This window comes from Labrenzia sp. PO1 (assembly GCF_012273635.1).
Classification (GTDB): Bacteria; Pseudomonadota; Alphaproteobacteria; order Rhizobiales; family Stappiaceae; genus Roseibium; species Roseibium algicola.
Genome location: NZ_JAAXCR010000002.1, coordinates 1211861 through 1235827, shown reverse-complemented (window position 1 = coordinate 1235827; position 23967 = coordinate 1211861). Strand labels below are relative to the sequence as shown.

General features: G+C 60.1%; 23 protein-coding genes. 16 read left to right on the top strand and 7 right to left on the bottom strand.

Annotated features, from left to right (window positions below; all coding sequences use genetic code 11):
* Nucleotides 1-50: 50 nt before the first annotated feature.
* Together HCG46_RS13590 and HCG46_RS13585 are read left to right on the top strand one after the other, a co-directional pair.
* Entirely contained in the window at nucleotides 51-572 is a 522-nt protein-coding gene (locus HCG46_RS13590; RefSeq protein WP_022999022.1) for a protease inhibitor Inh/omp19 family protein, read from the top strand.
* A gap of 74 nt (nucleotides 573-646) precedes the next feature.
* The gene (locus HCG46_RS13585; RefSeq protein ID WP_022999021.1) at nucleotides 647-1429 is read left to right on the top strand and encodes a hypothetical protein; all 783 of its coding nucleotides are present in this window, start codon (nucleotides 647-649) and stop codon (nucleotides 1427-1429) included.
* A 303-nt stretch (nucleotides 1430-1732) separates the two neighbouring features.
* Here the strand turns inward: HCG46_RS13585 and HCG46_RS13580 are convergent, their stop codons facing one another.
* A complete protein-coding gene (locus HCG46_RS13580) occupies nucleotides 1733-2290 on the bottom strand; it encodes a GrpB family protein (RefSeq protein WP_168686506.1) in 558 nt (185 codons plus the stop codon).
* Nucleotides 2291-2462: 172 nt separating this feature from the next.
* Between HCG46_RS13580 and zapE the strand changes: the two genes are divergently transcribed.
* The 12 genes from zapE to HCG46_RS13520 all read left to right on the top strand — a co-directional run bounded on the left by zapE (nucleotide 2463) and on the right by HCG46_RS13520 (nucleotide 18256).
* On the top strand, nucleotides 2463-3620 hold the full coding sequence (gene zapE / locus HCG46_RS13575; protein WP_031268680.1) for a cell division protein ZapE: 1158 nt from the start codon (nucleotides 2463-2465) through the stop codon (nucleotides 3618-3620).
* Between the two features lie 173 nt (nucleotides 3621-3793).
* Nucleotides 3794-4756, top strand: a complete 963-nt coding sequence (gene mdh / locus HCG46_RS13570; protein ID WP_022999018.1) for a malate dehydrogenase — start codon at nucleotides 3794-3796, stop codon at nucleotides 4754-4756.
* A 75-nt stretch (nucleotides 4757-4831) separates the two neighbouring features.
* Nucleotides 4832-6025, top strand: a complete 1194-nt coding sequence (sucC, locus tag HCG46_RS13565) for an ADP-forming succinate--CoA ligase subunit beta (protein ID WP_022999017.1) — start codon at nucleotides 4832-4834, stop codon at nucleotides 6023-6025.
* Nucleotides 6025-6336 carry a hypothetical protein gene (locus HCG46_RS13560; RefSeq protein WP_062490817.1) on the top strand — a complete coding sequence of 104 codons (312 nt, stop codon included), beginning with the start codon at nucleotides 6025-6027 and terminating at the stop codon, nucleotides 6334-6336. The genes sucC and HCG46_RS13560 overlap by 1 nt, the downstream gene beginning before the upstream one ends.
* Before the next feature lie 31 nt (nucleotides 6337-6367).
* Nucleotides 6368-7276 (top strand): succinate--CoA ligase subunit alpha, encoded by a 909-nt coding sequence (sucD, locus tag HCG46_RS13555; RefSeq protein WP_077291000.1) that lies wholly within the window; start codon nucleotides 6368-6370, stop codon nucleotides 7274-7276.
* 206 nt (nucleotides 7277-7482) lie between these two features.
* Nucleotides 7483-10470 carry a 2-oxoglutarate dehydrogenase E1 component gene (locus HCG46_RS13550; protein WP_022999014.1) on the top strand — a complete coding sequence of 996 codons (2988 nt, stop codon included), beginning with the start codon at nucleotides 7483-7485 and terminating at the stop codon, nucleotides 10468-10470.
* Between the two features lie 64 nt (nucleotides 10471-10534).
* A complete protein-coding gene (gene odhB / locus HCG46_RS13545; protein WP_168686505.1) occupies nucleotides 10535-12055 on the top strand; it encodes a 2-oxoglutarate dehydrogenase complex dihydrolipoyllysine-residue succinyltransferase in 1521 nt (506 codons plus the stop codon).
* 136 nt (nucleotides 12056-12191) lie between these two features.
* The gene (locus HCG46_RS13540) at nucleotides 12192-12806 is read left to right on the top strand and encodes a LysE family translocator (protein ID WP_168686504.1); all 615 of its coding nucleotides are present in this window, start codon (nucleotides 12192-12194) and stop codon (nucleotides 12804-12806) included.
* A gap of 47 nt (nucleotides 12807-12853) precedes the next feature.
* Complete coding sequence (locus HCG46_RS13535; RefSeq protein WP_022999011.1) at nucleotides 12854-14272, top strand: caspase family protein; 1419 nt, start codon at nucleotides 12854-12856, stop codon at nucleotides 14270-14272.
* Between the two features lie 22 nt (nucleotides 14273-14294).
* Nucleotides 14295-15053, top strand: a complete 759-nt coding sequence (locus tag HCG46_RS13530; protein ID WP_022999010.1) for an SDR family oxidoreductase — start codon at nucleotides 14295-14297, stop codon at nucleotides 15051-15053.
* A gap of 42 nt (nucleotides 15054-15095) precedes the next feature.
* Complete coding sequence (lpdA, locus tag HCG46_RS13525) at nucleotides 15096-16499, top strand: dihydrolipoyl dehydrogenase (RefSeq protein ID WP_031268678.1); 1404 nt, start codon at nucleotides 15096-15098, stop codon at nucleotides 16497-16499.
* A 296-nt stretch (nucleotides 16500-16795) separates the two neighbouring features.
* Nucleotides 16796-18256, top strand: coding sequence for a hypothetical protein (locus HCG46_RS13520; protein ID WP_168686503.1), 1461 nt, complete (start codon nucleotides 16796-16798; stop codon nucleotides 18254-18256).
* A gap of 99 nt (nucleotides 18257-18355) precedes the next feature.
* Here the strand turns inward: HCG46_RS13520 and HCG46_RS13515 are convergent, their stop codons facing one another.
* Nucleotides 18356-18775 carry a helix-turn-helix domain-containing protein gene (locus HCG46_RS13515; RefSeq protein ID WP_022999007.1) on the bottom strand — a complete coding sequence of 140 codons (420 nt, stop codon included), beginning with the start codon at nucleotides 18773-18775 and terminating at the stop codon, nucleotides 18356-18358.
* Between the two features lie 84 nt (nucleotides 18776-18859).
* Here HCG46_RS13515 and HCG46_RS13510 point away from each other — a divergent pair, with 84 nt between their 5' ends.
* Nucleotides 18860-19498 carry a cation transporter gene (locus tag HCG46_RS13510; RefSeq protein ID WP_168686502.1) on the top strand — a complete coding sequence of 213 codons (639 nt, stop codon included), beginning with the start codon at nucleotides 18860-18862 and terminating at the stop codon, nucleotides 19496-19498.
* Between the two features lie 22 nt (nucleotides 19499-19520).
* Here the strand turns inward: HCG46_RS13510 and HCG46_RS13505 are convergent, their stop codons facing one another.
* The 3 genes from HCG46_RS13505 to HCG46_RS13495 form a co-directional block, all read right to left on the bottom strand.
* Complete coding sequence (locus HCG46_RS13505; protein WP_168686501.1) at nucleotides 19521-20474, bottom strand: metallophosphoesterase; 954 nt, start codon at nucleotides 20472-20474, stop codon at nucleotides 19521-19523.
* Between the two features lie 173 nt (nucleotides 20475-20647).
* Nucleotides 20648-20881, bottom strand: coding sequence for a hypothetical protein (locus HCG46_RS13500; protein WP_139314047.1), 234 nt, complete (start codon nucleotides 20879-20881; stop codon nucleotides 20648-20650).
* A gap of 118 nt (nucleotides 20882-20999) precedes the next feature.
* Nucleotides 21000-21404, bottom strand: coding sequence for a hypothetical protein (locus HCG46_RS13495; protein WP_055657199.1), 405 nt, complete (start codon nucleotides 21402-21404; stop codon nucleotides 21000-21002).
* Nucleotides 21405-21528: 124 nt separating this feature from the next.
* Here HCG46_RS13495 and HCG46_RS13490 point away from each other — a divergent pair, with 124 nt between their 5' ends.
* Nucleotides 21529-22038 (top strand): GNAT family N-acetyltransferase, encoded by a 510-nt coding sequence (locus tag HCG46_RS13490; RefSeq protein ID WP_055657201.1) that lies wholly within the window; start codon nucleotides 21529-21531, stop codon nucleotides 22036-22038.
* Here HCG46_RS13490 and HCG46_RS13485 read toward each other — a convergent pair.
* Nucleotides 22035-22994, bottom strand: a complete 960-nt coding sequence (locus HCG46_RS13485) for a tyrosine recombinase XerC (protein ID WP_023014437.1) — start codon at nucleotides 22992-22994, stop codon at nucleotides 22035-22037. The two genes, HCG46_RS13490 and HCG46_RS13485, sit on opposite strands and share 4 nt — an antisense overlap.
* Before the next feature lie 240 nt (nucleotides 22995-23234).
* Nucleotides 23235-23888: a fructose-6-phosphate aldolase gene (fsa, locus tag HCG46_RS13480; RefSeq protein ID WP_022999000.1), complete on the bottom strand. Its 654-nt coding sequence runs from the start codon at nucleotides 23886-23888 to the stop codon at nucleotides 23235-23237.
* Between the last annotated feature and the right edge of the window lie 79 nt (nucleotides 23889-23967).

Below are 23967 nucleotides of genomic sequence, written 5' to 3'. Positions count from 1 at the left end.
GGGCTAAGAGTTGCTCCCATATTGGGACGAAGGTGAGGGATTGATTCGTCATGATGCGCGCGGGAAAGTTTGTTTTGATCGTCGGCCTGGTGGTCCTGGCAGCTGGTTGCCAGAGATTGTCCGGAGGCCGGAATTATGCCGAACCGCTGCCGGCGACCCCGACTACACCCGTAGGCTCGGGACAGCTTGCACCGCTTGATCCCAACGCGCCGGCCGGCGGTCTCAACGATCCGTCGGCTCAGCCGACCGACCTGGCCAGCAACCCGGTTGCAGCGCCTGCCGATGCCAAGGAAGTTGGCCGGACAGACCTTCTGGGTGGCTGGAAAATCACCTCCGCTGGCGACAACTGCATGGCCTTCATGACGCTGACAACATGGTCCGGCGGCTACCGTGCAAATACCAGAGGTTGTGCTTCGCCTGTGCTGTCCGGGATCTCTGCATGGGACCTGAGCGGCAATCAGGTGGTCCTGAAGGACGGCACCGGCCTGATCGTTGCACAGCTTTACTCCAGCGCTTCCGGCCAGTTCAACGGTCAGACCTCTACCGGATCGCCGATCTCGCTGTACCGTTAAGGCCCCTCCGTATTTATGCTGGACAGCTCGCGCTATAGGTGTATATTTGCATAGCTACCGGAAAGGCTGTGCAAATGTCAAAATATGAACCACTGCGGGAACACTTGGCACGACTGGAAGATGTTGTCTGGGCGGCCAAGCTGAACGAAGTCGAAGATATCATAGGCTCGTCGCTGCCCAAGAGCGCCCGGGAACACCGGACATGGTGGGCAAATTCCGGCGGCAGCCTCGTTCACCAGAACGCCTGGCTTGATGCCGGCTGGCGGGTAGAGCGAACCGATCTCATGCGCGATGTCATTGTCTTCCGCCGGTTGCGCATCGGCGGAACCGTGGCCGGGGTGTCCGCCCGTATGGATCGGACCGCCAAGAATCCGCAAAAAACTGCAGAAAAGCGGCTCACCAAGGAAATGGCAGCCCTTCGTCAGCCTGCAACCGTGACGTTGCGCTCCGAATGGACCACGCTTGGCGATGTCCAGCGCACGCCCTGTTCCAATTCCATCATTCCGCAGGAAGGCGGCGTTGTGCGCTTCGCGGCCATGGAAGGCGACGAAGTCGTCACTGCCATCGTCGCAACCTTGTCGGTTCACAAGGCCTATCGCAGCCTGCGCATGGCGATGAAGGGTCTGGACGACGATACCGGCAGCCGTGTCGGTACGGAGCTGTTCAAGAAGGCCGGTTTCGATGCTGCCGCACCAATCGAATGTGATGTGGTCAAGTCCGGCAATGCCTGGCTGCTGACCGACGGTCGTGGCCGCAAGGCCAATCTGGACGACCAGTCCGAGTGTTATCTGGTTGCCCAGCTGCTCTATCTTCAGGAAGTCCAGAACGGTCGCAAGACGGCCCTTTACCTGCGCTAAGCGTTGTCTGAGTGCTTTTTGCGCTCAGCCGGGCACAGGCATGATGGCCGGGTCCAGTCAGGCCGAGCCGTTTGGGCGTTCATGATTGCGTTCCTCCCGCACAGGACCCCTCCCTGTGCCCTGCGCCCGTAACCCTCCCACCGGTTGCGGGCGCTGTTTGTTCAGAGGGCGTGCTGCGTTCCTGTTTCGAGTTCCTCAAGGCTTGGCCTGTGTTTTTCTGCCCATTATCAGTGAATTCCGAACCGGGCTGCTGGGTGCAGTGTTCCGTCAATGTGGGCCGTGATGGCGGGGCCGGAAGGAGCGTCATCGCTGGATCAGTCGCATACCTTCCCCTGAGAGTACGCCTTCGATGAAGGATGTCTTGCCGGAATTGTATGTTTCCCAGTCGGAGGGCGAACCGGCCTTGAGGGCAAGGTTCCGTTTCAGGGCGGCGTAGCGCCCGGCAAGGCTGGCATCGCCGCGCAAGGCGTCTCGAAACTTGCGCCTCTGCTCAGGTGAGGGGCAATCGGATGCACACAGACACAGCCGATGCGCGATAATCAGCTCTTGATTTTCCCTCTCGTTCGACCGGGGGCCTGGCCCGGCTGGCCGGGTCATTTGCACTTCGTCTTCCCGAAAGCGGGCGCCGAGATCATGGTAGCCATACAGCAGGAGGTCGTTGCTGAGTGCAGCCGGTGAAAATCCGGGAGCCAGCGTTACATCGATATGAAGTTTGGGTTTGGCAATCAGCCCAGAGACGGCCGTGGACCCGACATGGTCCAGGCGCAGGGCCCTTGCTCCTAGGAGATGTCCGAGGTCGTCGATCAGCAGGTCAGCCTGGCGAAACCAGTCCGGATTATGTGGGAGCAACGGAATGGACATGAGGTCTGAAATCCTTAAATTTCAAACGGTTGAAAAACAAATCCGTAAGAATGTGTGATCGTATGCAACCATATCATGACTTGCATCTGCGACGTTTTGACCTTATTCCGCCGTGCAAATAGATACGTCCAAGACCCCATGAATTCTCATGGAGGGAGCAGCACCCTTGAAGATGGAACTGCCGGTCAACCGCGCCCTGAGCGCCCGCTACGACGCGCTCATCGCGTCGGGTGAGATCAAGGAAGACCCCGTGCAACGGGAGGCGGTGCGCCAGCTCGATCTCCTGAACACCCGTCTTGCCGAAACCCGCCTGGCCTCCAAGAAGAGTTCACTTGGCTGGCTGTTCGCCAACAAGAAGAACCAGCTCTGGGCCTCCGTACAGGGGCTGTACATGTGGGGCGGTGTCGGGCGCGGCAAGACGATGCTGATGGACCTCTTTTACGAGGTCACGGTCATCCGCCGCAAAAGGCGTGTGCATTTCCACGAATTCATGACCGATGTGCACGAGCGCATTCATGCCCACCGCCAGGCGCACAAGCGCGGCGAGGTCAAGGGTGACGATCCGATCCCGCCCGTGGCGAGCCAGATTGCCGAAGAAACGCGGCTGCTGCTGTTTGATGAGTTCTCGGTGACCGACATTGCCGATGCCATGATCCTCGGCCGCCTGTTCACCCAGCTTTTCGAGCGCGGCGTCATCGTTGTCGCCACGTCCAACGTCGAGCCGTCTCTCCTCTACAAGGACGGGCTCAACCGCCAGCTGTTCCTGCCCTTCATCAAGATGCTGACCTCCAAGGTGGAAGTGCTGCATCTGGACAGTCCGACGGATTACCGGCTGGAGAAGCTTGCTGGTGCGCCGGTCTATGTCACGCCTCTGGGCGAGAGTGCAAACGCCCAGATGGATGAGCTCTTTGCCAAGCTGACGCACGGCATGACACCGCATTCCGAAGAGCTGGAGAACAAGGGCCGCAAGATTGCCGTTCCCTGTGTTGCGGCGGGAGCGGCCAGGTTCACCTTCGACGACCTGTGCATGCAGCCGTTGGGGGCAAGTGATTATCTGCGCATCGCTCATGCCTTCGGCACGGTGTTTCTGGACAACGTGCCCGTGCTGTCCAAGGCGCGACGCAACGAAGCCAAGCGCTTCATCAATCTGATCGATACGCTTTACGATAACGGCATCAAGCTGGTGGTATCGGCTGAGGCCGAGCCGCAGGATCTTTACGTCGGCGAGGACGGCACGGAAGCCTTTGAATTCGACCGGACAGCCTCCCGGTTGATCGAGATGCGGTCCGAGGCGTACCTTGCGGGAGAAAGACGACAAGTACACGCATAGGTCTGCATTCCCTATAGGTGAATTATGCAGACGGGAAGATCTGAGAAAATTTGTCCGGCATCGCGCAATATTCTTTTGGCGAGGTTGCGCGGGCGGATCAAAGGGAGTAGTGCCATCCTCAGTCATCAGAGGATGGCATGGAGTTCCATCTTACGTAAAGGGAAACTTTCGAAATGGCGCGGAACAAGATTGCCTTGATCGGCTCTGGTCAGATCGGCGGCACGCTCGCACATCTGGCAGGTTTGAAGGAACTGGGAGACATCGTGCTCTTCGACATCGCGGAAGGTGTTCCGCAGGGTAAGGCGCTCGACCTGGCCGAGTCCTCCCCGGTCGATGGCTTCGATGCCAAAATGGCGGGTGCCAACAGCTACGAAGCCATCGAAGGCTCGGACGTTGTCATCGTTACCGCCGGTGTTCCGCGTAAACCCGGCATGAGCCGCGACGACCTTCTGGAAATCAACCTGAAGGTTATGGAGCAGGTTGGCGCCGGCATCGCAAAGTATGCCCCGAACGCATTTGTCATCTGCATCACCAACCCGCTCGACGCGATGGTCTGGGCCCTGCAGAAGTTCTCCGGTCTGCCGAAGAACAAGGTCGTCGGCATGGCAGGCGTACTGGATAGCGCCCGTTTCCGTTACTTCCTGGCAGACGAGTTCAACGTCTCCATCGAAGATGTGACCGCATTCGTTCTCGGCGGTCACGGCGACACCATGGTGCCGCTGACCCGCTACTCCACCGTTGCCGGCATCCCGCTCACCGACCTGGTCAAGATGGGCTGGTGCACTGCCGAGCGTCTGGAAGAAATCGTCCAGCGCACCCGTGACGGCGGCGCGGAGATCGTCGGCCTCCTGAAGACCGGCTCCGCTTTCTACGCTCCGGCGGCTTCCGCCATCGCAATGGCCGAAAGCTACTTGAAGGACAAGAAGCGCGTTCTGCCGTGTGCTGCTGCTCTCGACGGCCAGTACGGCCTGAAGGACACCTATGTGGGCGTTCCGGTCGTGATCGGCGCCGATGGCGTCGAGCGCATCATCGAGATCGACCTGCAGGGCGACGAAAAGGCCAACTTCGACAAGTCTGTCGCTTCCGTCGACGGTCTGGTCGAGGCCTGCAAGAAAATTCAGCCGGCGCTCGCCTGAACCGGGCCCGCCTAAGGGAATTTGCGGCCGTTCTTCCTGCCGGGAAGAACGGTCCTCCGACAACGGGGGAAACACATGAACATTCATGAATACCAGGCCAAGGCCGTTCTGAAGGAATACGGTGCACCGGTGGCCGAAGGCGTTGCCATCTTCTCCGCCGACGAAGCCGAAGCAGCCGCCAAGAGCCTTCCGGGCCCGCTCTGGGTCGTGAAGTCGCAGATCCACGCTGGTGGCCGCGGCAAGGGCAAGTTCAAGGAACTGTCCGCTGATGCCAAGGGCGGTGTCCGTCTGGCTTTCTCGCTGGACGAAGTCACGTCCAACGCCAAGGAAATGCTTGGCAACACGCTGGTCACCAAACAGACCGGTGCCGCCGGCAAGGTGGTCAACCGTCTCTACATCGAAGACGGCGCCGACATCGAGCGTGAGCTTTACCTCTCCATTCTGGTCGACCGGACCGTTGGTCGCCCGGCTTTCGTTGTCTCCACCGAAGGTGGCATGGACATTGAAGCGGTTGCCGAAGAAACCCCCGAAAAGATCGTCACCCTGCCGATCGATCCGGAAACCGGTGTGACCGAAGCCGATGCCGCCAAGCTGTGCGACGCGCTGGAACTGACCGGTGCGGCACGCGAAGACGGCATGAAGCTGTTCCCGATCCTGCACACGGCTTTCGTCGAGAAGGACATGAGCCTTCTGGAAGTCAACCCGCTGATCGTCATGAAGGACGGCCGCCTGCGCGTACTGGACGCCAAGGTTTCCTTCGACGGCAACGCTCTGTTCCGTCATCCGGACATCATGGAGCTGCGCGACGTCACCGAGGAAGACGACAAGGAAATCGAGGCCTCCAAGTACGACCTCGCCTATGTCGCTCTCGACGGTGACATCGGCTGCATGGTCAACGGTGCCGGCCTTGCCATGGCGACCATGGACATCATCAAGCTCTACGGCGCCGAGCCGGCCAACTTCCTTGATGTTGGCGGGGGTGCTTCCAAGGAGAAGGTGACGGCCGCGTTCAAGATCATCACGTCCGATCCGAACGTGAAGGGCATCCTGGTCAACATCTTCGGCGGCATCATGCGCTGCGACGTGATCGCGGAAGGCGTGGTTGCAGCCGTCAAGGAAGTCGGCCTGCAGGTTCCGCTCGTTGTTCGCCTGGAAGGCACCAACGTGGAACTCGGCAAGAAGATCATCAACGAAAGCGGTCTGAACGTGATCGCCGCTGACGATCTCGACGACGCCGCCCAGAAAATCGTGAAAGCGGTCAAGGGTTAATGTTCAAACTGGCACCAATTGCTGCCCTGTTTGGTCTGGGGATTTTGCTGACGGCCTGTAGCGGTGAATTGTCACCAACTACGGAAGAGCTATCAGCTTGTGCTCAGGGAATTCTCAAACACGGCAGTGTAGGTGTCCGAGGTGATGAGTACGGTTACCGTTCGTTTTCCGGCACCTCAGGCCGTTCCGTTCAAATCAACTATCCCTCCACCAACAAGAGACCAGGCTTCACCTGTACGATTGTTGATGGCGAAATCGTTGAGATTGTGCGGTTTGATCTGATTTTTCCGACGGACGGCAAAGAGCTTTGACCCTGCGATTTCGAGCTGAGGAAACTAAAATATGTCGATCCTCGTCAATAAAGACACGAAAATCATCGTTCAGGGCCTGACCGGCAAGACCGGCACGTTCCACACGGAACAGGCGCTTGAGTATTACGGCACCAAGATGGTCGCCGGCGTGCACCCGAAAAAGGGTGGCGAGACCTGGTCTTCCGGTGTCGACAGCGCTGCATCCCTGCCGATCTATGCGACCGTAGGCGAAGCCAGGGAAGCAACCGGTGCCGACGCCTCCGTGATCTACGTTCCGCCGGCAGGCGCGGGCGCCGCGATCATCGAAGCTATCGAAGCGGAAGTTCCGTTCATCGTCTGCATCACCGAAGGCATCCCGGTTGCCGACATGGTCAAGGTCAAGGCCAAGCTGGAGAAATCCAAGTCGCGCCTCCTCGGCCCTAACTGCCCCGGTATCCTGACCCCGGAAGAATGCAAGATCGGCATCATGCCGGGCTCCATCTTCAAGAAAGGCTCCGTCGGTGTTGTTTCCCGCTCCGGCACCCTTACTTATGAAGCTGTCTTCCAGACCACCAATGCCGGCCTCGGCCAGACGACGGCTGTCGGCATCGGTGGCGACCCGGTCAAGGGCACCGAGTTCATCGACGTCCTGGAAATGTTCCTGGCCGACGACGAAACCCAGTCGATCATCATGATCGGCGAAATCGGTGGCTCCGCGGAAGAAGACGCGGCGCAGTTCCTGAAGGACGAAGCCAAGCGCGGCCGGTCCAAGCCGATGGCTGGTTTCATCGCCGGACGAACAGCGCCTCCGGGTCGCACCATGGGCCACGCCGGTGCCGTTATTTCAGGCGGCAAGGGCGGTGCAGAAGACAAGATCGCTGCGATGGAAGCTGCTGGCATCAAGGTGTCACCGTCTCCTGCGAAGCTCGGCGAGACCCTTCTCGAAGTCTTGAAGGGCTGATTCTGCAAGAATCTTTAGCGATGGGGACGGAAACTGTTTACGTTTCCTGTCGCATGATGAAAGGATGGGTTCCGGCGCGGTTGACGTGCCGTAACCATTTTTCGAGGGGTCGGTGGAAACCATCGGCCATTGTAGGGAAACCGGCCGCGGGTCAATTTTTCGGGCCCGCCTAAACAAAAGGGCGGAGGATACCTCCGCTAAAGGACATGGCACGGCAGGAAGCGAACAACGTATTCGCACTGACGTCGTTGCTTTACGGCGCCAACGCAGCCTATATCGAAGACCTCTACGCACAGTACAAGACAGATCCGAGCTCGGTCGACGCCGAGTGGCAGGACTTCTTTGCAGCCTTCCAGGACGAGAAGGAAGCAGTGCTGAAAGAGGCTCGCGGGGCGACCTGGAAACGCAAGGACTGGCCGATCGAGGCCAATGGCGACCTCGTCAATGCATTCGACGGCAACTGGGGCCCGATTGAGCAGAAGCTCGGCGACAAACTGAAGAAGAAGGCTGAAGCCAAGGGCGAGCCGGTTTCGGATCAGGAAGTTCATCAGGCGACCCGCGATTCCGTTCGCGCCCTGATGATGATCCGCGCCTATCGCATGCGCGGCCATCTTCATGCAGATCTCGACCCCCTCGGCCTGGCCGGCAAGGGCGATCACGAGGAGCTGCATCCCTCCTCCTACGGCTTTACCGAAGCCGACTGGGACCACAAGATCTTCATCGACCACGTGCTGGGTCTGGAATACGCCACCATCCGCGAGATGATGGACATCCTGAAGCGGACCTATTGCTCGACGCTGGGTGTCGAGTTCATGCATATCTCCGATCCGGCGGCCAAGGCCTGGATCCAGGAGCGCATTGAAGGTCCGGACAAGCAGGTTGCCTTCACCACGGAAGGCAAGAAGGCGATCCTGAACAAGCTGGTCGAAGCCGAAGGTTTCGAAAAGTTTCTGGACGTCAAATACACCGGCACCAAGCGCTTCGGCCTGGACGGCGGTGAAGCGCTGATCCCGGCGCTGGAACAGATCATCAAACGCGGCGGCTCGATGGGCCTTAAGGAAATCGTGTTCGGCATGGCCCACCGCGGCCGCCTGAACGTGCTTTCCCAGGTGATGGCCAAGCCGCACCGGGCAATCTTCCACGAGTTCAAGGGCGGCTCCTACGCGCCGGACGATGTGGAAGGCTCCGGCGACGTGAAGTATCACCTCGGCGCGTCTTCCGACCGGACGTTCGACGGCAACGACGTGCACCTGTCGCTGACGGCAAACCCCTCGCACCTGGAAATCGTCAACCCGGTGGTTCTGGGCAAGGCGCGCGCCAAGCAGGATCAGCTGGCTGCCGACGAGAACGGCAACTTCGTCGACACGACCGAAATCGACCGCGGCACGGTTCTGCCGCTGCTGCTGCACGGCGACGCCGCATTCGCCGGCCAGGGTGTTGTTGCGGAATGCTTTGGCCTGTCCGCGCTGCGTGGCCACCGCACCGGCGGTTCGGTCCATGTGATCATCAACAACCAGATCGGCTTCACCACCAATCCGCGCTTCTCGCGGTCTTCGCCCTATCCGTCGGATATGGCGAAGGTGATCGAAGCGCCGATCTTCCACGTCAACGCGGATGATCCGGAAGCCGTCGTCTTTGCAGCCAAGATCGCGATTGAATATCGCCAGACGTTCCATCGTCCGGTGGTCATCGACATGATCTGCTATCGCCGCTTCGGCCACAACGAGGGCGACGAGCCGGCGTTCACGCAGCCGATCATGTACCGCAAGATCCGCAAGCATGCGACGACGCTGCAGCTCTACTCGGAACGCCTGATCAAGGAAGGTGTTCTGACGCAGGACGAAGTCGAGCACATGAAAGCCGACTGGCGCAAGCATCTGGACGACGAGTTCGATGCTGGCCAGGCCTTCAAGCCGAACAAGGCCGACTGGCTGGACGGCAAGTGGGCAGGCATGAAACGGGCCGACGACGAAGACGATCCGCGTCGCGGTGAAACCGGTCTGCCGATGGATGAACTGAAGTCGATCGGCCGGGCTCTGACCCACGTGCCGGACGGTTTCAACATCCACCGCACGATCGCGCGCTTCATGAACCAGCGCGAGCGGATGATCGAGACCGGCGAGGGTATCGACTGGGCAACCGCTGAAGCGCTTGCCTTCGGTTCGCTGCTGAAGGAAGGCCACCCGGTGCGCCTGTCCGGTCAGGATTGCGAACGCGGCACGTTCTCGCAGCGCCATTCGGTCCTGTACGATCAGGAAGACGAGAGCCGGTACATTCCGCTCAACAACGTCTCTCCCGATCAGCAGCGCTACGAGGTCATCAACTCGATGCTCTCGGAAGAAGCCGTGCTCGGCTTCGAATATGGCTACTCGCTGGCAGAGCCGCGTGCTCTGACCCTTTGGGAAGCCCAGTTCGGCGACTTCGCCAACGGCGCCCAGGTGGTCTTCGACCAGTTCATCTCTTCGGGTGAGCGCAAGTGGCTGCGCATGTCCGGTCTCGTCTGCCTGCTGCCGCATGGCTACGAAGGTCAGGGACCTGAGCACTCTTCCGCCCGTCTGGAGCGTTACCTCCAGCTTTGCGCTGAAGACAACATGCAGGTTGCGAACTGTTCGACGCCGTCGAACTACTTCCACATCCTGCGTCGTCAGCTGCGCCGCGATATCCGCAAGCCGCTTATCCTCATGACGCCGAAATCCTTGCTGCGTCACAAGAAGGCGGTATCCACGCTGCAGGAACTCGGTCCAGAGTCCTCCTTCCACCGTCTGTTGTGGGACGACTGGGGGCCGAACCTGAATTCGGAAGGCAAGCTGGTTTCAGACGACAAGATCCGGCGCGTCGTGATGTGCTCGGGCAAGGTCTACTACGATCTGTTCGAAGAGCGTGAAAAGCGCGGCGTCAACGACGTCTACCTGCTCCGCGTCGAACAGCTCTATCCGTTCCCGAAAAAGGCGCTGATGCTGGAACTGGCGCGCTTCCCGCAGGCCGAAATGGTCTGGTGTCAGGAAGAGCCCAAGAACATGGGCAGCTGGTTCTTCGTCGAGTCCTACATCGAATGGGTCCTGGAGCAGATCGACGCCAAGCACAAGCGCCCGCGCTATGCTGGCCGCAATGCGATGGCATCGACCGCAACCGGCCTGATGTCCTCGCATCTGGCGCAGTTGCAGGCGTTCCTCGAAGAGGCTCTGGGAAGTTAGTCACAAGAGGGCCTTCGGGCCCTCTTTCAAAAATTTGGCCAGGTAATTTTAAGAGAAGGCGACCATGGCAACCGAAATTCGCGTCCCCACGCTGGGTGAATCCGTTTCCGAAGCGACTATTGCGCAGTGGTTCAAGAAACCGGGCGACGCCGTCAGCCAGGACGAGCCCCTTGTGGAACTGGAAACCGACAAGGTAACCGTCGAAGTTCCGGCACCGGCCGCGGGCACGCTGGAAAGCATCGTGGTCAAGGAAGGCGACACCGTTGAGGTCGGCGCCCTGCTCGGTCAGATCGCAGAAGGCGCCGGTGCTCCGGCCGCGAAGGCTGAAGCGGCTCCGGCAAAGGCTGATGCCAAGGCCGAAACCAAATCCGAAAAGGCCCAGCTGGTCGATGTCGTCACGCCGAGCGCGGGCGAATCCGTCACCGAGGCGGAAGTCGGCGAATGGAGCGTGAAGGTCGGTGATGTCGTCAAGGCCGACGACACGCTGGTGGAACTGGAAACCGACAAGGCAGCCCAGGAAGTTCCGGCGCCGGTTGCCGGCACCATCGTCAAGATCGCAGTCGAAACCGGTACGACCGTGGAACCCGGCGTTCTGCTCTGCCAGATCGATCCGTCAGGCGAAGGTGCTGCTCCGGCAGCCGCTGCACCGGCACCGGCTGCGTCCGCTCCGGCCGCAAGCGGCGGGTCTTCCATGCCGCCGGCTCCGTCTGCTCAGAAGATGATGGCTGAAAACAACCTTTCCGCCGACCAGGTTGCCGGGTCCGGCAAGCGTGGTCAGGTGCTGAAGGAAGACGTCATCAACGCGATCGCCTCCGGTGCAACCTCGTCGTCGTCAGCCCCGTCGGCTGCTCCCGTTGCCCGTGGCCCGGTTGCCGCCCAGGACGAAATTCGCGAAGAACGCGTTCGCATGACCAAGCTGCGCCAGACCATTGCGCGCCGCCTGAAGGACGCACAGAACTCCGCGGCCATGCTTACCACCTACAACGAAGTGGACATGGGCCCGGTCATGGAACTGCGCAAGCAGTACAAGGACCTGTTTGAGAAGAAACACGGCGTCAAGCTCGGCTTCATGGGCTTCTTCACCAAGGCGGTGACCCATGCGCTGAAAGAGATCCCGGCAGTCAATGCCGAGATCGACGGCACCGACATCATCTACAAGAACTTCTGCCACATCGGCGTCGCCGTTGGCACGGACAAGGGCCTTGTGGTTCCGGTTGTGCGTGACGCCGACCAGATGTCCATCGCAGAGATCGAGCAGGAAATCGGCAATCTCGGCCGCAAGGCACGCGACGGCAAGCTGGGCATGGCTGATATGTCCGGCGGCACCTTCACTATCTCCAATGGCGGGGTGTATGGTTCGCTGATGTCTTCGCCGATCCTGAACGCGCCGCAGTCCGGTATCCTGGGCATGCACAAGATCCAGGAACGTCCGATGGCTGTGAACGGCCAGGTGGTGATCCGCCCGATGATGTATCTGGCGCTCTCCTATGACCACCGGATTGTCGACGGTAAGGAAGCCGTGACCTTCCTGGTTCGCGTCAAGGAAAGCCTGGAAGATCCGCAGCGTCTGGTTCTGGATCTCTGATCCGGTTCAGTGCCTTGCGAGTGCCTTGCCGGGAACGCCCCGGCAGGGTGCCCGGACATTTTAAGGTTGCCTGGCCAGCGGCGTTCCAGCTCTCGCGGTTGAATGCCCGTCGGTCTGGCCCAGGAGGAGCCGCATTGTGAGCCTGGAATTTCTGATTACTGCTCTTGTCGTGGTGCTCGTTCCGGGCACCGGTGTTGTTTATACGGTTGCCGTCGGACTTGGCAGAGGCCGTCAGGCATCCGTTGCCGCGGCCTTCGGCTGCACCCTCGGTATCATTCCCGCAATTCTGGCGTCCGTCGTGGGCCTGGCGGCGCTGATGCACACCAGTGCTCTGGTATTCCAGGGCGTGAAATACGCCGGTGTCGCCTATCTTCTCTACCTTGCCTGGCAGACGCTGAAAGACAGCGGACCGATGGACCTGAAAGCCGACAGGGGATCGCGCAAGAGTTTCCTTGCAACGGCGCGCACCGGCTTCCTGATCAACATCCTCAATCCCAAGCTGACGGTATTCTTCCTCGCCTTCCTGCCGCAATTCGTCAGCCATGATGCCGTCAATCCAACGCTCGACATGCTGCTGATGGGCGGCGTCTTCATGGCAATGACCTTCGTTGTCTTTGTCATCTATGGCGCGTTTGCTTCACTGGTCGGCGAGAAGGTGTTGAAGAGTGATCGCGTGATGGTCTGGATGCGCCGGACCGTGGCTGCAACCTTCGCCGGGTTCGGTTTGCGACTGGCTCTGGCGGAGCAATAATCGGATCATCGCCGACACGGTGTGAGACGGTCAGGAGGAACAGGAATATGAACGCCATAAAGCGTTATGCCCTTTCGGTTGTTCTTGTCGTCTGGACCGTCCTCGGACTGATAGTCGCTTCGCATGCAAGCGAACAACGCACTGCGCTTGTGATCGGAAACGCGCAATATGGCTATGGCCCGCTCGCCAATCCGGTCAATGACGCTCTGGCCATCGCCCGCGCCCTCGACAAGGCCGGCTTCGAGGTCATCCTTCAGACTGACGCCAACCGTGATGCCATGGAACAGGCGATCCGGGCCTTCGGTGATCGGCTGAAAAAGGAGGGTGGCGTCGGCCTGTTCTATTACGCCGGCCACGGTATCCAGATTAAGGGCGAAAACTACCTGCTGCCTGTGGCAGGGGATGCGCCGGCGGACGAGGTCCTGCAGCAGCAGTCGGTCGCGGTCAGCGAGGCCGTGGAAGTAATGACGTCGTCCCATGACGGGCTCAACATCGTCGTGCTGGACGCTTGCCGCAACAATCCCCTCGGTGGGGCATCGTCCGGCCTGTCGCGGATCGACAGCAACGCGCGCCTGTTCGTCTCATATTCGACGTCACCTGGCTCCGTGGCTCTGGACGGGCAGGGCAGCAACAGCCCCTTCACCAAGCATCTTGCCAGCGCCATCGCGACCCCGGCGCTCAATCTGGAAGAAACCTTCAAGCGCACGCTGAAGGGCGTCTTCCAGGAAACGAACGGCCAGCAAACGCCCTGGATTTCCTCGTCCTTCTTCGGAGATTTCACCTTCGTTGACGGCGGCACGGATAATCCGGCAGGATCGGTGCCCAAGATGGCCGCTCTTGCGGCCATCGGAACCGCGCTCAAGGAGAGCACCGCGCGCACCGGTCCGGCCCGCCAGATCTCGGGTGTCTACCGGGTCGAGGGAACCAACCCGAACGGAACGACCTACGACGGCATGCTGGCAATCACGCCGGAAGACCGGAATGTGCGACTCACCTGGTGGATCGGAACCGACGTCTTCACCGGCGTCGGCGAGTTCGCCGGCCGCATGCTGGTGGTCAACTGGGGAGACAAGCACCCTGTCGTCTATTCCTTCACTGGCGCGGAAACGCTGGACGGTGAATGGGCGGACGGCTCGGCCAGCGAAAAGCTGACGCTCTATTCGCGCACTGCACCGGTCGAGGCGGAAGGGCTGACTGGCAACTATTCGGTTGCCGGCCGAAACCCGGACGGCACGACATATGACGGTACGGTCGTGTTGACGCAGCAGGGCCGGACATTCACGCTGATCTGGACAGTCGGCACCGACAGCTATCGCGGCGTGGGTGAACTGGATGGCAACGTGCTGACAGTGGACTGGGGCGACAAGACGCCGGTGGTTTACGCGGTCATGGCGGACGGGCATTTGAAAGGCCTCTGGGCCGCGGGCCGCGGCGCTGAAGAACTGACGCGCATTCAAGGGCAATAGGAACGGGAGCCGGTGGGAATTCATGACTGACACGGTTGTATTGGTAACGGGCGGGAGCCGGGGGATCGGCGCTGCCGTCAGCCGCAAGGTTGCGGCGCTCGGTCACAAGGTGATCGTCAACTACACGCACAACCAGGCTGCCGCTGATGCTCTCGTCGAGGAAATCAAGGCGGCCGGCGGCGAGGCCGTGGCAGTTCAGGGTGACGTCCAGAACGAAGCCGACGTGCTGCATCTTTTCGCCGAAGCCGACAAGCTCGGCACCCTCAAGGGCCTGGTCAACAATGCCGGTGTTGTCGACTATTCCCAGCGCGTCGATGAAATGACCCTGGAACGTCTGACACGAATGTTCTCCATCAACGTGATCGGCGCCTTCCTGTGTGCCCGCGAAGCGGTCAGGCGCATGTCGACCAAGCATGGCGGCACCGGTGGCGTGATCGTCAATCTCGGGTCTGCAGCCTCCAAGTTGGGGTCACCTTCCCAATATGTCGACTACGCGGCCTCCAAGGGGGCTATCGATACCATGACAGTCGGCTTGGCGCTGGAAGTTGCCGACGAAGGTGTTCGCGTCAACGGTATTCGTCCCGGCATTATCGACACCGATATCCATGCCTCGGGGGGCCATCCTGACCGGGTGGCCCAGCTCAGGTCCAAACTGCCGATGAAACGTGCCGGAACCGCCGACGAGGTGGCCGAAGCGATTCTGTGGCTTCTCTCCGACCAGTCCAGCTATACGACCGGTGCCATCCTCGATGTCTCCGGCGGCCGGGCAATCCTTCCCTAACCCGCATTCAAACCAGAAATGAAAGAGGCAAAGGCGACCAAAATGTCCCAATATGATCTCGTCGTCATCGGAACCGGTCCTGGCGGCTACGTCTGCGCGATCAAGGCTGCGCAGCTCGGCCTGAAAACGGCTGTCGTCGAAAAACGCGCAACGCTTGGCGGCACCTGCCTCAACATCGGCTGCATTCCGTCCAAGGCGCTGCTGCATGCCTCGGAAATGTTCGAGGAAGCCGGCCACGGTTTCGAAAAACTCGGCATCAAGGTCGCAAAGCCCAAGCTCGATCTGCCGGCGATGATGGAACACAAGACCGGCGTGGTCGATGCCAATGTGAACGGCGTTGCCTTCCTAATGAAGAAGAACAAGATCGACGTTCACACCGGTACCGGCAAGATCCTGGCCAAAGGCAAGGTCGAGGTTACCGATGCCGACGGCAAGGCAAGCGTACTGGAAACGAAGAACATCGTGATTGCCACCGGTTCCGACGTCATGCCGCTGCCGGGTGTCGAGATCGATGAGAAGCAGGTGGTCTCTTCCACCGGCGCTCTGGAACTGGACAAGGTGCCCGGCAAGCTGCTCGTCGTCGGTGGTGGTGTCATCGGCCTTGAGCTCGGCTCCGTCTGGAATCGTCTCGGGTCGGAAGTGACCGTGGTCGAGTTCATGGACAAGATCCTCGGACCGATGGACGGTGACGTTTCCAAGAACTTCCAGCGCATGCTGAAAAAGCAGGGCATGGAATTCAAGCTGTCCTCCAAGGTCACGGGTGTCGAGAAGAAAGGCAAGGGCCTTGCCGTGACTGTAGAGCCGGCAAAGGGCGGCGATGCGCAGGTTCTCGAGGCCGACATCGTTCTGGTTGCCATCGGTCGCCGTCCATACACGGAAGGCCTGGGCCTTGATGGGGCAGGTGTTGCCCTGGACGAGCGCGGCCGCGTCAAGATCGACACCCACTACAAGACCAATGTCGACGGCATCTACGCCATCGGCGATGTGGTCGTCGGTCCGATGCTGGCCCACAAGGCCGAGGACGAAGGCGTTGCCGTTGCCGAAATGCTGGCAGGCCAGGCTGGTCACGTGAACTATGATGTCATCCCGGGTGTTGTCTACACCCAGCCGGAAGTCGCTTCCGTCGGCAAGACCGAGGAAGAACTGAAGGCGGCCGGCGTCGAGTACAAGACCGGCAAATTCGTCTTCTCCGCAAACGGTCGCGCGCGCGCCATGAACAAGACCGACGGCTTTGCCAAGGTTCTGGCGGACGCAAAGACCGACCGCGTGCTTGGTGTTCACATCGTCGGCTTCGGTGCCGGTGAGATGATCCACGAAGCTGCTGTCCTGATGGAGTTCGGTGGATCTTCCGAAGACCTTGCACGCACCTGCCACGCCCACCCGACCATGTCGGAAGCGGTCAAGGAAGCAGCCCTCGGCGCATTTGCGAAGTCGATCCACGCGTAATCAACGCTTGAACGATGTCTTTTCGATATCGGTCGGGGCATCCGGTCACCGGGTGCCCCGTAACATTTTTGTTGGATCTGCCGTCCTGCGGACCGGCAGACGCCATTCAAGTTTGAAGTTCTGCAAGTAAACGTAAAAAATGCCGCGCATCTGCAACTAATGCGCTAAGGTGTTGTCCTGTCAGGGGTGGTGCATTTCAACAAAAGGCAGGAGATGCTTTGCTTGAAAGGCAACGGGGCAACAATCAAAATCTGAATCTCACCCGCGGCTGGCTGCCAGTCGTTGCAGGGGGCGTATTGCCGTTGGTTTGCGGCCTGGTGTTTTTCTGGCCGGAGCGAACCATTCCCTACGTGGATGACCTCTTCTTTATTCCCTGGGCATCCGAATTTGCGCAAACGGGCCGTCACTTGAATCCGCTTCTTGCGGTCCAGTTCCCGGGGCTGGAATCCTATCATCTCCAGCCAAGGCTTCATTTCATTCTGTCCGGATGGTTTTTGAAAGCCGCGGGGATCAGCACCGCGACAATCGTCCTGTACGAATTCCTCTGTTACGTGGCGACCAGCCTGGTCTTCGTGGTGTTCTGCCTCAGATTGAACCTTCGCACCGCTGCGCTTTTCACACCGTTGATCTTTGCGCCCATGTATGTCGTTTCCGGCTTCCGGCTGGAACTGACGGGTTCATTCATCTGGATGCTCGGGCTGCTGCTGGTCCTGCCGGTTGCAGTCAGGGCAGGTACGGGTGACACACGGCAGACCGGTCCGGAAACCGTTGCCGGCGTTGCGGGTACCGCGCTTTTGGGAATTGCTCCGCTGACTGCACTGTCCATGCTTGCCTGGAGTGTTGGCGTCATTGCCGTTCTTCAGATCTGGAGGCTCAGGACGCGGCAGGCAAGCCTCGTTCGTGTGCTGAGTGAAGGCCTTGTCGCCCTCGCGATTGCCGTTGCCCTGTTTGCGGTCTCGGTGAACTTCGAGTTCGCCGAGTTCTTCCGGCAGATCGCCTATCACTCCAGCCGGTCACATGGCTCCGGCAAGTTCAATGTCGAAGCGATCTTCCGGGCTGCCATGTTTGCAGGCGTATCTTGGGTTGTTTTCCGCAAGTCCCGCACCGCCGGGATAATCGGCTTTTGCCTTGCCGTTGGACAATTCTTCGGCGCCTTCGTGCATGACCGGCCGCTGATCCGGAATCTTGCGGCCGCAATGTTGTTTCTGCTGGCGGTCGACGTGCTGTTGAAAGACCGCTGGTACAGGGTGAAGCTTGGCCTTTGCGCCGCATTGGTGCTGGCGCTTTCCTCCAACTTCATCGTTTTCTATGTGCTGTCGGAACCGTTGCCGAACAGGCAAGCTGTGGTCGAGGCTTACCGGCAGGATCTGGCGGACGGAAAGCGGGTCTTTATCGACGAAACGATGGCCCACCATTTTCTGGATCAGAAAACGTCCGGTGCCCTGTCCTGGACCTGGGGAGGCACATTTCCCAAGGGGCGGCCGACCAGTATGGCAGACCTGAAGGAAGGCGACGTCTGGTATGTCAGCGAATATACCCTGCTCGGATACCTGAAGGGCAGGCATGACGTTGCTGAAAGGGTTTGGCCGAAGAACGACTATCCCCACGTCCTCCAGTTCTCCTGCATTCTGGGCCGTCATTCCTGTAATCTGCCTGCCAAACGCTGGACAATGATGCGCCTGGAAAGGCTAGGGGGAACGGTGATGGCAACGGAACTCGGCTCAGGCGCCGGACCAAGACCGATAGACGAAAGCTAGCAGCACATTCCCTGGCGGCTGCCACCGGAACGAACATGCGTGCCGTAGGGGAGACACGGGACTGGACAATGCTTGCCTGAAGCCGGGCAAAAAGGCTTGTCAGTGCTCCTTCAGGCAGAGGCCATGGTCGCCGAAAGCCTTCAGAACGTTGCATTCGGTCACCGTGTGGTCGCCTTCGCAGCTTGTTGCGATGCGCTTCAACTCCGCCTCCAATTTGCGCAGGTGGGCAATCCGCTGGCGCACTGCCTTCAACTGATCTTCGGCAATCCGGTTGGCGGTTTCGCACGGTTTGTCCGGATGCTGGCTGAGGTCTATCAGATCGCGGATGGCCGGCATTGGCAGGCCGAGGTCGCGGCAATGCTTGATGAAGCCAAGCCTTTCCAGGTCGCTGGACCGGTAGCGCCTCTGGTTGCCCTCGCTGCGGATCGGCGCTTCCAGCAGGCCTTCCTTTTCGTAATAACGAATCGTCGGAACCTTCACGCCGGTCCGTCTTGAAAGGTCACCAATTGAGAAATCCATAAAAAGCCTCTTGAAGCTCTAGTCGCTATAGCAATTACAAGGGACAGGAACCGAAAATCAAGCGACTCGAACAAGGAGTGCATCATGGGTGCCTGTTGCGGACATTCCCACGGAACATTTGACGGAATGTCGAAGGACTATCGCCGCCGGCTCTGGCTGGTGATCGCGTTGAACGGTGGCATGTTCATCGTCGAGATGATTGCCGGACAGGCAGCCGGCTCAAAGGCGCTGCAGGCCGACGCCCTCGATTTCTTCGGCGACGCGGTCACCTACGGCATATCATTGGCTGTCATTGGCGCATCGCTGAAGACCCGGGCCCTGGCTGCGATTGCAAAGGGCACAAGCCTGTTTCTGATGGGCGTCTGGGTGGCTGCCACCACGCTCTATCAGGTGTTCGTGCTTGGCGTGCCGCAGGCCGCGGTGATGGGCTCCATCGGCTTTCTGGCACTGGCCGTAAACCTTGCCAGTGTCCTGCTGCTGGTCCGATACAAGGATGGTGATGCCAATGTGCGCTCCGTCTGGCTGTGTTCGCGCAACGATGCCATAGGCAACGTCGCCGTCATGCTGGCGGCCGCCGGTGTCTGGGGAACGGCAAGCGCCTGGCCGGACCTGATTGTCGCCGGTCTCATGGCGGCTCTCTTCGTCAGTTCCTCGGTCCAGATCCTGAGTCAGGCCATAAAGGAATACCGGCACAAGACGGAGCACGAAGTGGCGGCTGAATAATTCGCCCTTTCCGGAACATGACTCAAGTGGTGGTGCTTCCCAGATGCACCACCGTTATTTCCGGAGGAACACCGAATCGGACCGGCAGGATCGAGCAGCCAAGACCTCCGGAAACGATGAGGTGGCGGGGCTCCGTTTCAAGGCCCAGGTGCCTTGCCAGCCTCGTCCCTTCCGTTTCAACGATGTGGCCATAGGCGTAGCTTTTGACGCTGCGTTTGGGAAAGGCAGGTTTGTAACCGAAACAGTTGACCTGCCCGCCATGGGTGTGACCGCTGAGCGTCAGGCTGATGCGGCCCGGCACTTCGCGGATGATGTCGGGCTCATGTGCCATCAGCAGCACGGGCGCATCGTCCGTCACCTGGGCAAGCGTGCCGGTCAGGTCATCCAAACCTTTCCAGCGGTGCCGTTTGATCTTGCGGTGCGGTCTCAGCGCCAACTGGTCGTCGACGCCGGCAAGCCAGAAAGCCTGGCCGTCCTTCTCGAACCGTTGAGCCCGGTTCTGGTAAAGGGGAATGCCGGCGTTCAGCAACGCCTGACCATATCTGGTCGGCCCACCGCCAGTCAGCTGCGCGTCCGCGTCGTCCCACCAGTCGTGATTGCCGAGAATGGCGTGGGTCCCGAGCGGGGCCGACAGATCACCGAAGAGATCAGCCCACGCCTGTGGCGGGATCGGGTCATATTGCCATTTGTGGCTGGCCACATAGTCGCCCAGCATCAGGATGATGTCGGGCTTCAGAGCGTTGGTCTGCCGGACGATGGAGCGAACCCGCTCCAGCCCCATCCAGGGATCGCAGACATGCGGGTCGGCTATCAGCGCGGCTTTCAGGTTCAGCCCTCTGGGCCATCGTGGAGGCGTCAGGTGATAATGCTTCAGGCTGAGCCGAAAAGGCTCAACGCCAATCGCATAGGCAGGAGCGGAAACGGCACCCAGCATTGCGATGCCACAGGTTTGCAGGAAACGGCGTCTGGAAATCATGAGACTGTATCAACCGGTTCTTCAGGATAATCCCGAGTGAACCGGGTTATTGAGGCGTCGATACGGCCCGATGAAGGCAGGTTTCAGCAGATTTCGTGCAGACGGTATTCAGCCGAAAAAAAGCCCGCTGCGTAGCAGCGGGTCTTGGTCTGGAGCTTGTTTACCGGTGGGGGTCACTCCGACACGGCTTCGCCGGTGGTCGGCTGAATTACGGTCTCGCTTACGATTGCATCGCTGAGATCGTTGGTGGCGATAGCCACATCCGAGTCGGTGTCCGGGAGGACGGGCGTTTCCGCCACTGTCATCTGTTTGGACTGGGCTGTCTTGTTCCAGCTGCATGCAGCGGCCGGTGCAATTGCAAACGCGGTTACGGCAAGGGCCGCAATGCCGGTGCTCAATAGGCGCATGTTACATCTCCGTCCGTTGGCCTGCGCTACACTTGCGCAGTCTTACGTAAGGTAAGGAAAAACGGAGGTCTGACAAGGAAAAAGCGAAAGGCGATTGTCGTCGCACTCCCCTGACCGGTTACTCGCGCTGGAGATTGTAGGTGGTCTCGGTTCGCGGTTCGGACAGATCGTTGACGACGTTGATCACGTGAACATCCAGAAGCTCGCCAAAGGCCCGCAATGTCAGTTGCTTGCTGCTCAAGAAACCGATCAGCAGCACCTGGATGGCACCATCTGAGCGCATTTCCCCTTTGGTCCAGCCCCACTTGCAGTCACGCGGGATGCAGGAGGTGAATGCGCGTACGCGCACATGCACCGCTTCATTCTCGCAGCGGCTTTCCACCTCGACGCGCGAGATCTCCTTCGGCTTGGCATTCGCATTGACCCAGACGCCGTCTTCGGGAAGTGGACAGTAGACGCGCTGCGCCAGCGAGGGCGCTGCCGACAGTAGAAGAAGACCGGCTGCGAGTAGTATCAGACGCATTCGTTATCTCCCGGCGAAACAGGCTGTTTCAGCAACCTAACCGTTTGTGGCGGAAGCGGCTACAACGGAGTTGGAACTAACATGGGAATCGAACGAAATTTCCCGCAAACAACAGAGACTTATCATGCAATCACTCGAAACGTCGCGGTTTCGTCTGCGCTTGCCGGAAGAACCGGACTTTCCAGTCTACAAGGCGTTCTTCGAGAACGGCGAGGCCTCACACTTCTATGGTGGGCCGTTGCGTGCGGACTCTGCCTGGCGCGTGCTGGCAAGCCACCTCGGCCACTGGCAACTGCGCGGCTATGGCATGTGGGTTATCGAACCGAAAACGGGGGCAGATATCATCGGTGGTTGCGGCTTCGTTTGGCCCGAAGGCTGGCCAAGACGGGAGCTGACCTGGTGGCTGATGCCCCAGGCACGCGGCACCGGTGCAGCCGTGGAAGTCTCGCAGGCGGCAATCCGCCATGCTTACGAAGTCTATGGCTGGCCACTGGTCGAAACGCATATGAAGGATGACAACGAGGCAGCAAGGGGACTGGTGCGCAAACTTGGCGGCGAGCCGATTGCGCGCGAGATGTTTCCTGATGGCAAGGAACGGACAGTCTACGGATTTCCGAAACCTGACGGATCCTAACGGCGCGGATGAGCCCTGTCGTAGGCAGACAGGAGATGGGCGCTGTCGATTTCCGTATAGATCTGCGTTGAGGCAAGACTGGCGTGGCCGAGCAGTTCCTGGATAGTCCTGAGATCTCCGCCGCCAGCCAGCAGATGTGTGGCAAAGGAATGGCGCAGGGCATGCGGGGTCGCGCTGTCCGGCAGGCCCAATGCACCGCGCAGGCGTGCCATGGCCAGCTGGATCATGCGCGGGTTCAGCGGACCGCCGCGGGCACCGAGAAACAGGGGGCCATCGGGCGAAATCGCATAAGGGCAAAGTTTCAGATAGTGCTCCACCGCCTGGCAGACCGCCGGCAGGATCGGGACAATCCGCTCCTTGCCGCCTTTGCCGACGACACGAAGTGTCTTCGTCCCGGTTTTGGGGGCCATGGCACCGGTTAGCGACAGCGCTTCCGAAATCCGCAGGCCGCAGCCGTAGAGCAGGGTCAGGACGGCGGCGTTGCGGGCTTCCAGCCACGGTTCGCGTTCCATCGCCAGGTCTCCGCTGGTCACGTCGATGGCGTCCTTGGAGGAGACGGGTTTCGGCAGGGATCGGGCCTGCCGTGGTGGCCGCACGGCGGAAGACGCCGCGGCGTTCACTTCTCCGCGCCGCTCCAGGTACCTGAGGAACGACCGGATCCCGGCAAGGCCGCGGGCGAGCGATCGGCTCTGGGCACCATCACGGCGGCGGCTTGCCAGAAAGCCTCGAAAGTCGGCCGGGCGGAGCGCTGCAATTTCCTTGAGGTCCGGTGCCCCGCCCAGATGGTTGGTCAGGAACCGCAGGAACTGGCGCAGGTCGCGTTCGTAGGCAAGCAGGGTCTTGTCGGAAAGGCGTCGCTCATCGGACAGGTGGTCAAGCCACTGGTCGATGCGGCGGTTGAGCTCCGGCCGGGCGGTGACGAGCAGCGATTCGGATTTGGAGGATGCGGCACACATGGTGCCAATGTGATGCCGGATCCCCAACGGTTCCGTTAACATCGCGCCACATGGCGGCTATTTTTCGTCAAACCGGCCGACAGGTGGTCCCACTCCCACCAGGAGGTGAACAGGACCGACTTGTCCCCCAACACCAGGCAAAAGGTATTGGAACGTCCTGTTGCCCTTGGCAGGCGCCAGGAACGGCAAACAAAAACGGCCCGGAAATCCGGGCCGTTCGTTTGTCTTAAAGGTCGATGATCAGAGAATGCTCTGGCCGGTCTTGGCCCAATCGGCCAGGAAAGCTTCAAGGCCCTTGTCGGTCAGCGGATGCTTGACCAGTGCCTTCAGCGTTGCCGGCGGTACGGTCGCGACGTCGGCGCCGATGATGGCGCAATCCTTCACGTGGTTCGGCGTGCGGATCGACGCAGCCAGAATTTCCGTGTCGAAGCCGTAGTTGTCGTAGATCACGCGGATTTCGCGGATCAGCTCAAGCCCGTCGGCATGAATATCATCCAGACGGCCGATGAACGGCGAAATGTAGGTTGCGCCGGCCTTGGCTGCGAGCAGGGCCTGGTTGGCCGAGAAGCACAGGGTGACGTTGGTCTTGGTGCCTTCTTCGGTCAGCTGCTTGCACGCCTTCAGGCCATCGAACGTCAACGGCAGCTTGATGACCACGTTGTTTGCGATCGCGCCAAGGACGTGCGCTTCCTTCATGATCGTGTCGAAATCGGTTGCGGCCACTTCGGCGGAAACATCGCCTTCGGTGATGGCGCAGATTTCTGCGATGACTTCCTTGAAGTCCCGACCGGACTTTGCGATCAGCGAGGGGTTGGTGGTGACACCGTCAAGGAGGCCGGTTGCTTCCAGTTCCTTGATTTCAGCCGTGTCGGCCGTATCGACGAAGAATTTCATCTGTCTTTACTCCCTGTAGGGCTACCGGAGCGTCGCCGGAAACCTGGTCCCGGCTAGCGGGACAAAACGATTGCGTGGT

Coding starts and splice junctions, on each gene's coding strand:
- HCG46_RS13590 (WP_022999022.1), top strand. CDS start 51: ATGATGCGCGCGGGAAAGTTTGTTTTGATCGTCGGCCTGGTGGTCCTG.
- HCG46_RS13585 (WP_022999021.1), top strand. CDS start 647: ATGTCAAAATATGAACCACTGCGGGAACACTTGGCACGACTGGAAGAT.
- HCG46_RS13580 (WP_168686506.1), bottom strand. CDS start 2,290: ATGTCCATTCCGTTGCTCCCACATAATCCGGACTGGTTTCGCCAGGCT.
- zapE (WP_031268680.1), top strand. CDS start 2,463: ATGGAACTGCCGGTCAACCGCGCCCTGAGCGCCCGCTACGACGCGCTC.
- mdh (WP_022999018.1), top strand. CDS start 3,794: ATGGCGCGGAACAAGATTGCCTTGATCGGCTCTGGTCAGATCGGCGGC.
- sucC (WP_022999017.1), top strand. CDS start 4,832: ATGAACATTCATGAATACCAGGCCAAGGCCGTTCTGAAGGAATACGGT.
- HCG46_RS13560 (WP_062490817.1), top strand. CDS start 6,025: ATGTTCAAACTGGCACCAATTGCTGCCCTGTTTGGTCTGGGGATTTTG.
- sucD (WP_077291000.1), top strand. CDS start 6,368: ATGTCGATCCTCGTCAATAAAGACACGAAAATCATCGTTCAGGGCCTG.
- HCG46_RS13550 (WP_022999014.1), top strand. CDS start 7,483: ATGGCACGGCAGGAAGCGAACAACGTATTCGCACTGACGTCGTTGCTT.
- odhB (WP_168686505.1), top strand. CDS start 10,535: ATGGCAACCGAAATTCGCGTCCCCACGCTGGGTGAATCCGTTTCCGAA.
- HCG46_RS13535 (WP_022999011.1), top strand. CDS start 12,854: ATGAACGCCATAAAGCGTTATGCCCTTTCGGTTGTTCTTGTCGTCTGG.
- HCG46_RS13530 (WP_022999010.1), top strand. CDS start 14,295: ATGACTGACACGGTTGTATTGGTAACGGGCGGGAGCCGGGGGATCGGC.
- lpdA (WP_031268678.1), top strand. CDS start 15,096: ATGTCCCAATATGATCTCGTCGTCATCGGAACCGGTCCTGGCGGCTAC.
- HCG46_RS13515 (WP_022999007.1), bottom strand. CDS start 18,775: ATGGATTTCTCAATTGGTGACCTTTCAAGACGGACCGGCGTGAAGGTT.
- HCG46_RS13510 (WP_168686502.1), top strand. CDS start 18,860: ATGGGTGCCTGTTGCGGACATTCCCACGGAACATTTGACGGAATGTCG.
- HCG46_RS13505 (WP_168686501.1), bottom strand. CDS start 20,474: ATGATTTCCAGACGCCGTTTCCTGCAAACCTGTGGCATCGCAATGCTG.
- HCG46_RS13500 (WP_139314047.1), bottom strand. CDS start 20,881: ATGCGCCTATTGAGCACCGGCATTGCGGCCCTTGCCGTAACCGCGTTT.
- HCG46_RS13495 (WP_055657199.1), bottom strand. CDS start 21,404: ATGCGTCTGATACTACTCGCAGCCGGTCTTCTTCTACTGTCGGCAGCG.
- HCG46_RS13490 (WP_055657201.1), top strand. CDS start 21,529: ATGCAATCACTCGAAACGTCGCGGTTTCGTCTGCGCTTGCCGGAAGAA.
- HCG46_RS13485 (WP_023014437.1), bottom strand. CDS start 22,994: ATGTGTGCCGCATCCTCCAAATCCGAATCGCTGCTCGTCACCGCCCGG.
- fsa (WP_022999000.1), bottom strand. CDS start 23,888: ATGAAATTCTTCGTCGATACGGCCGACACGGCTGAAATCAAGGAACTG.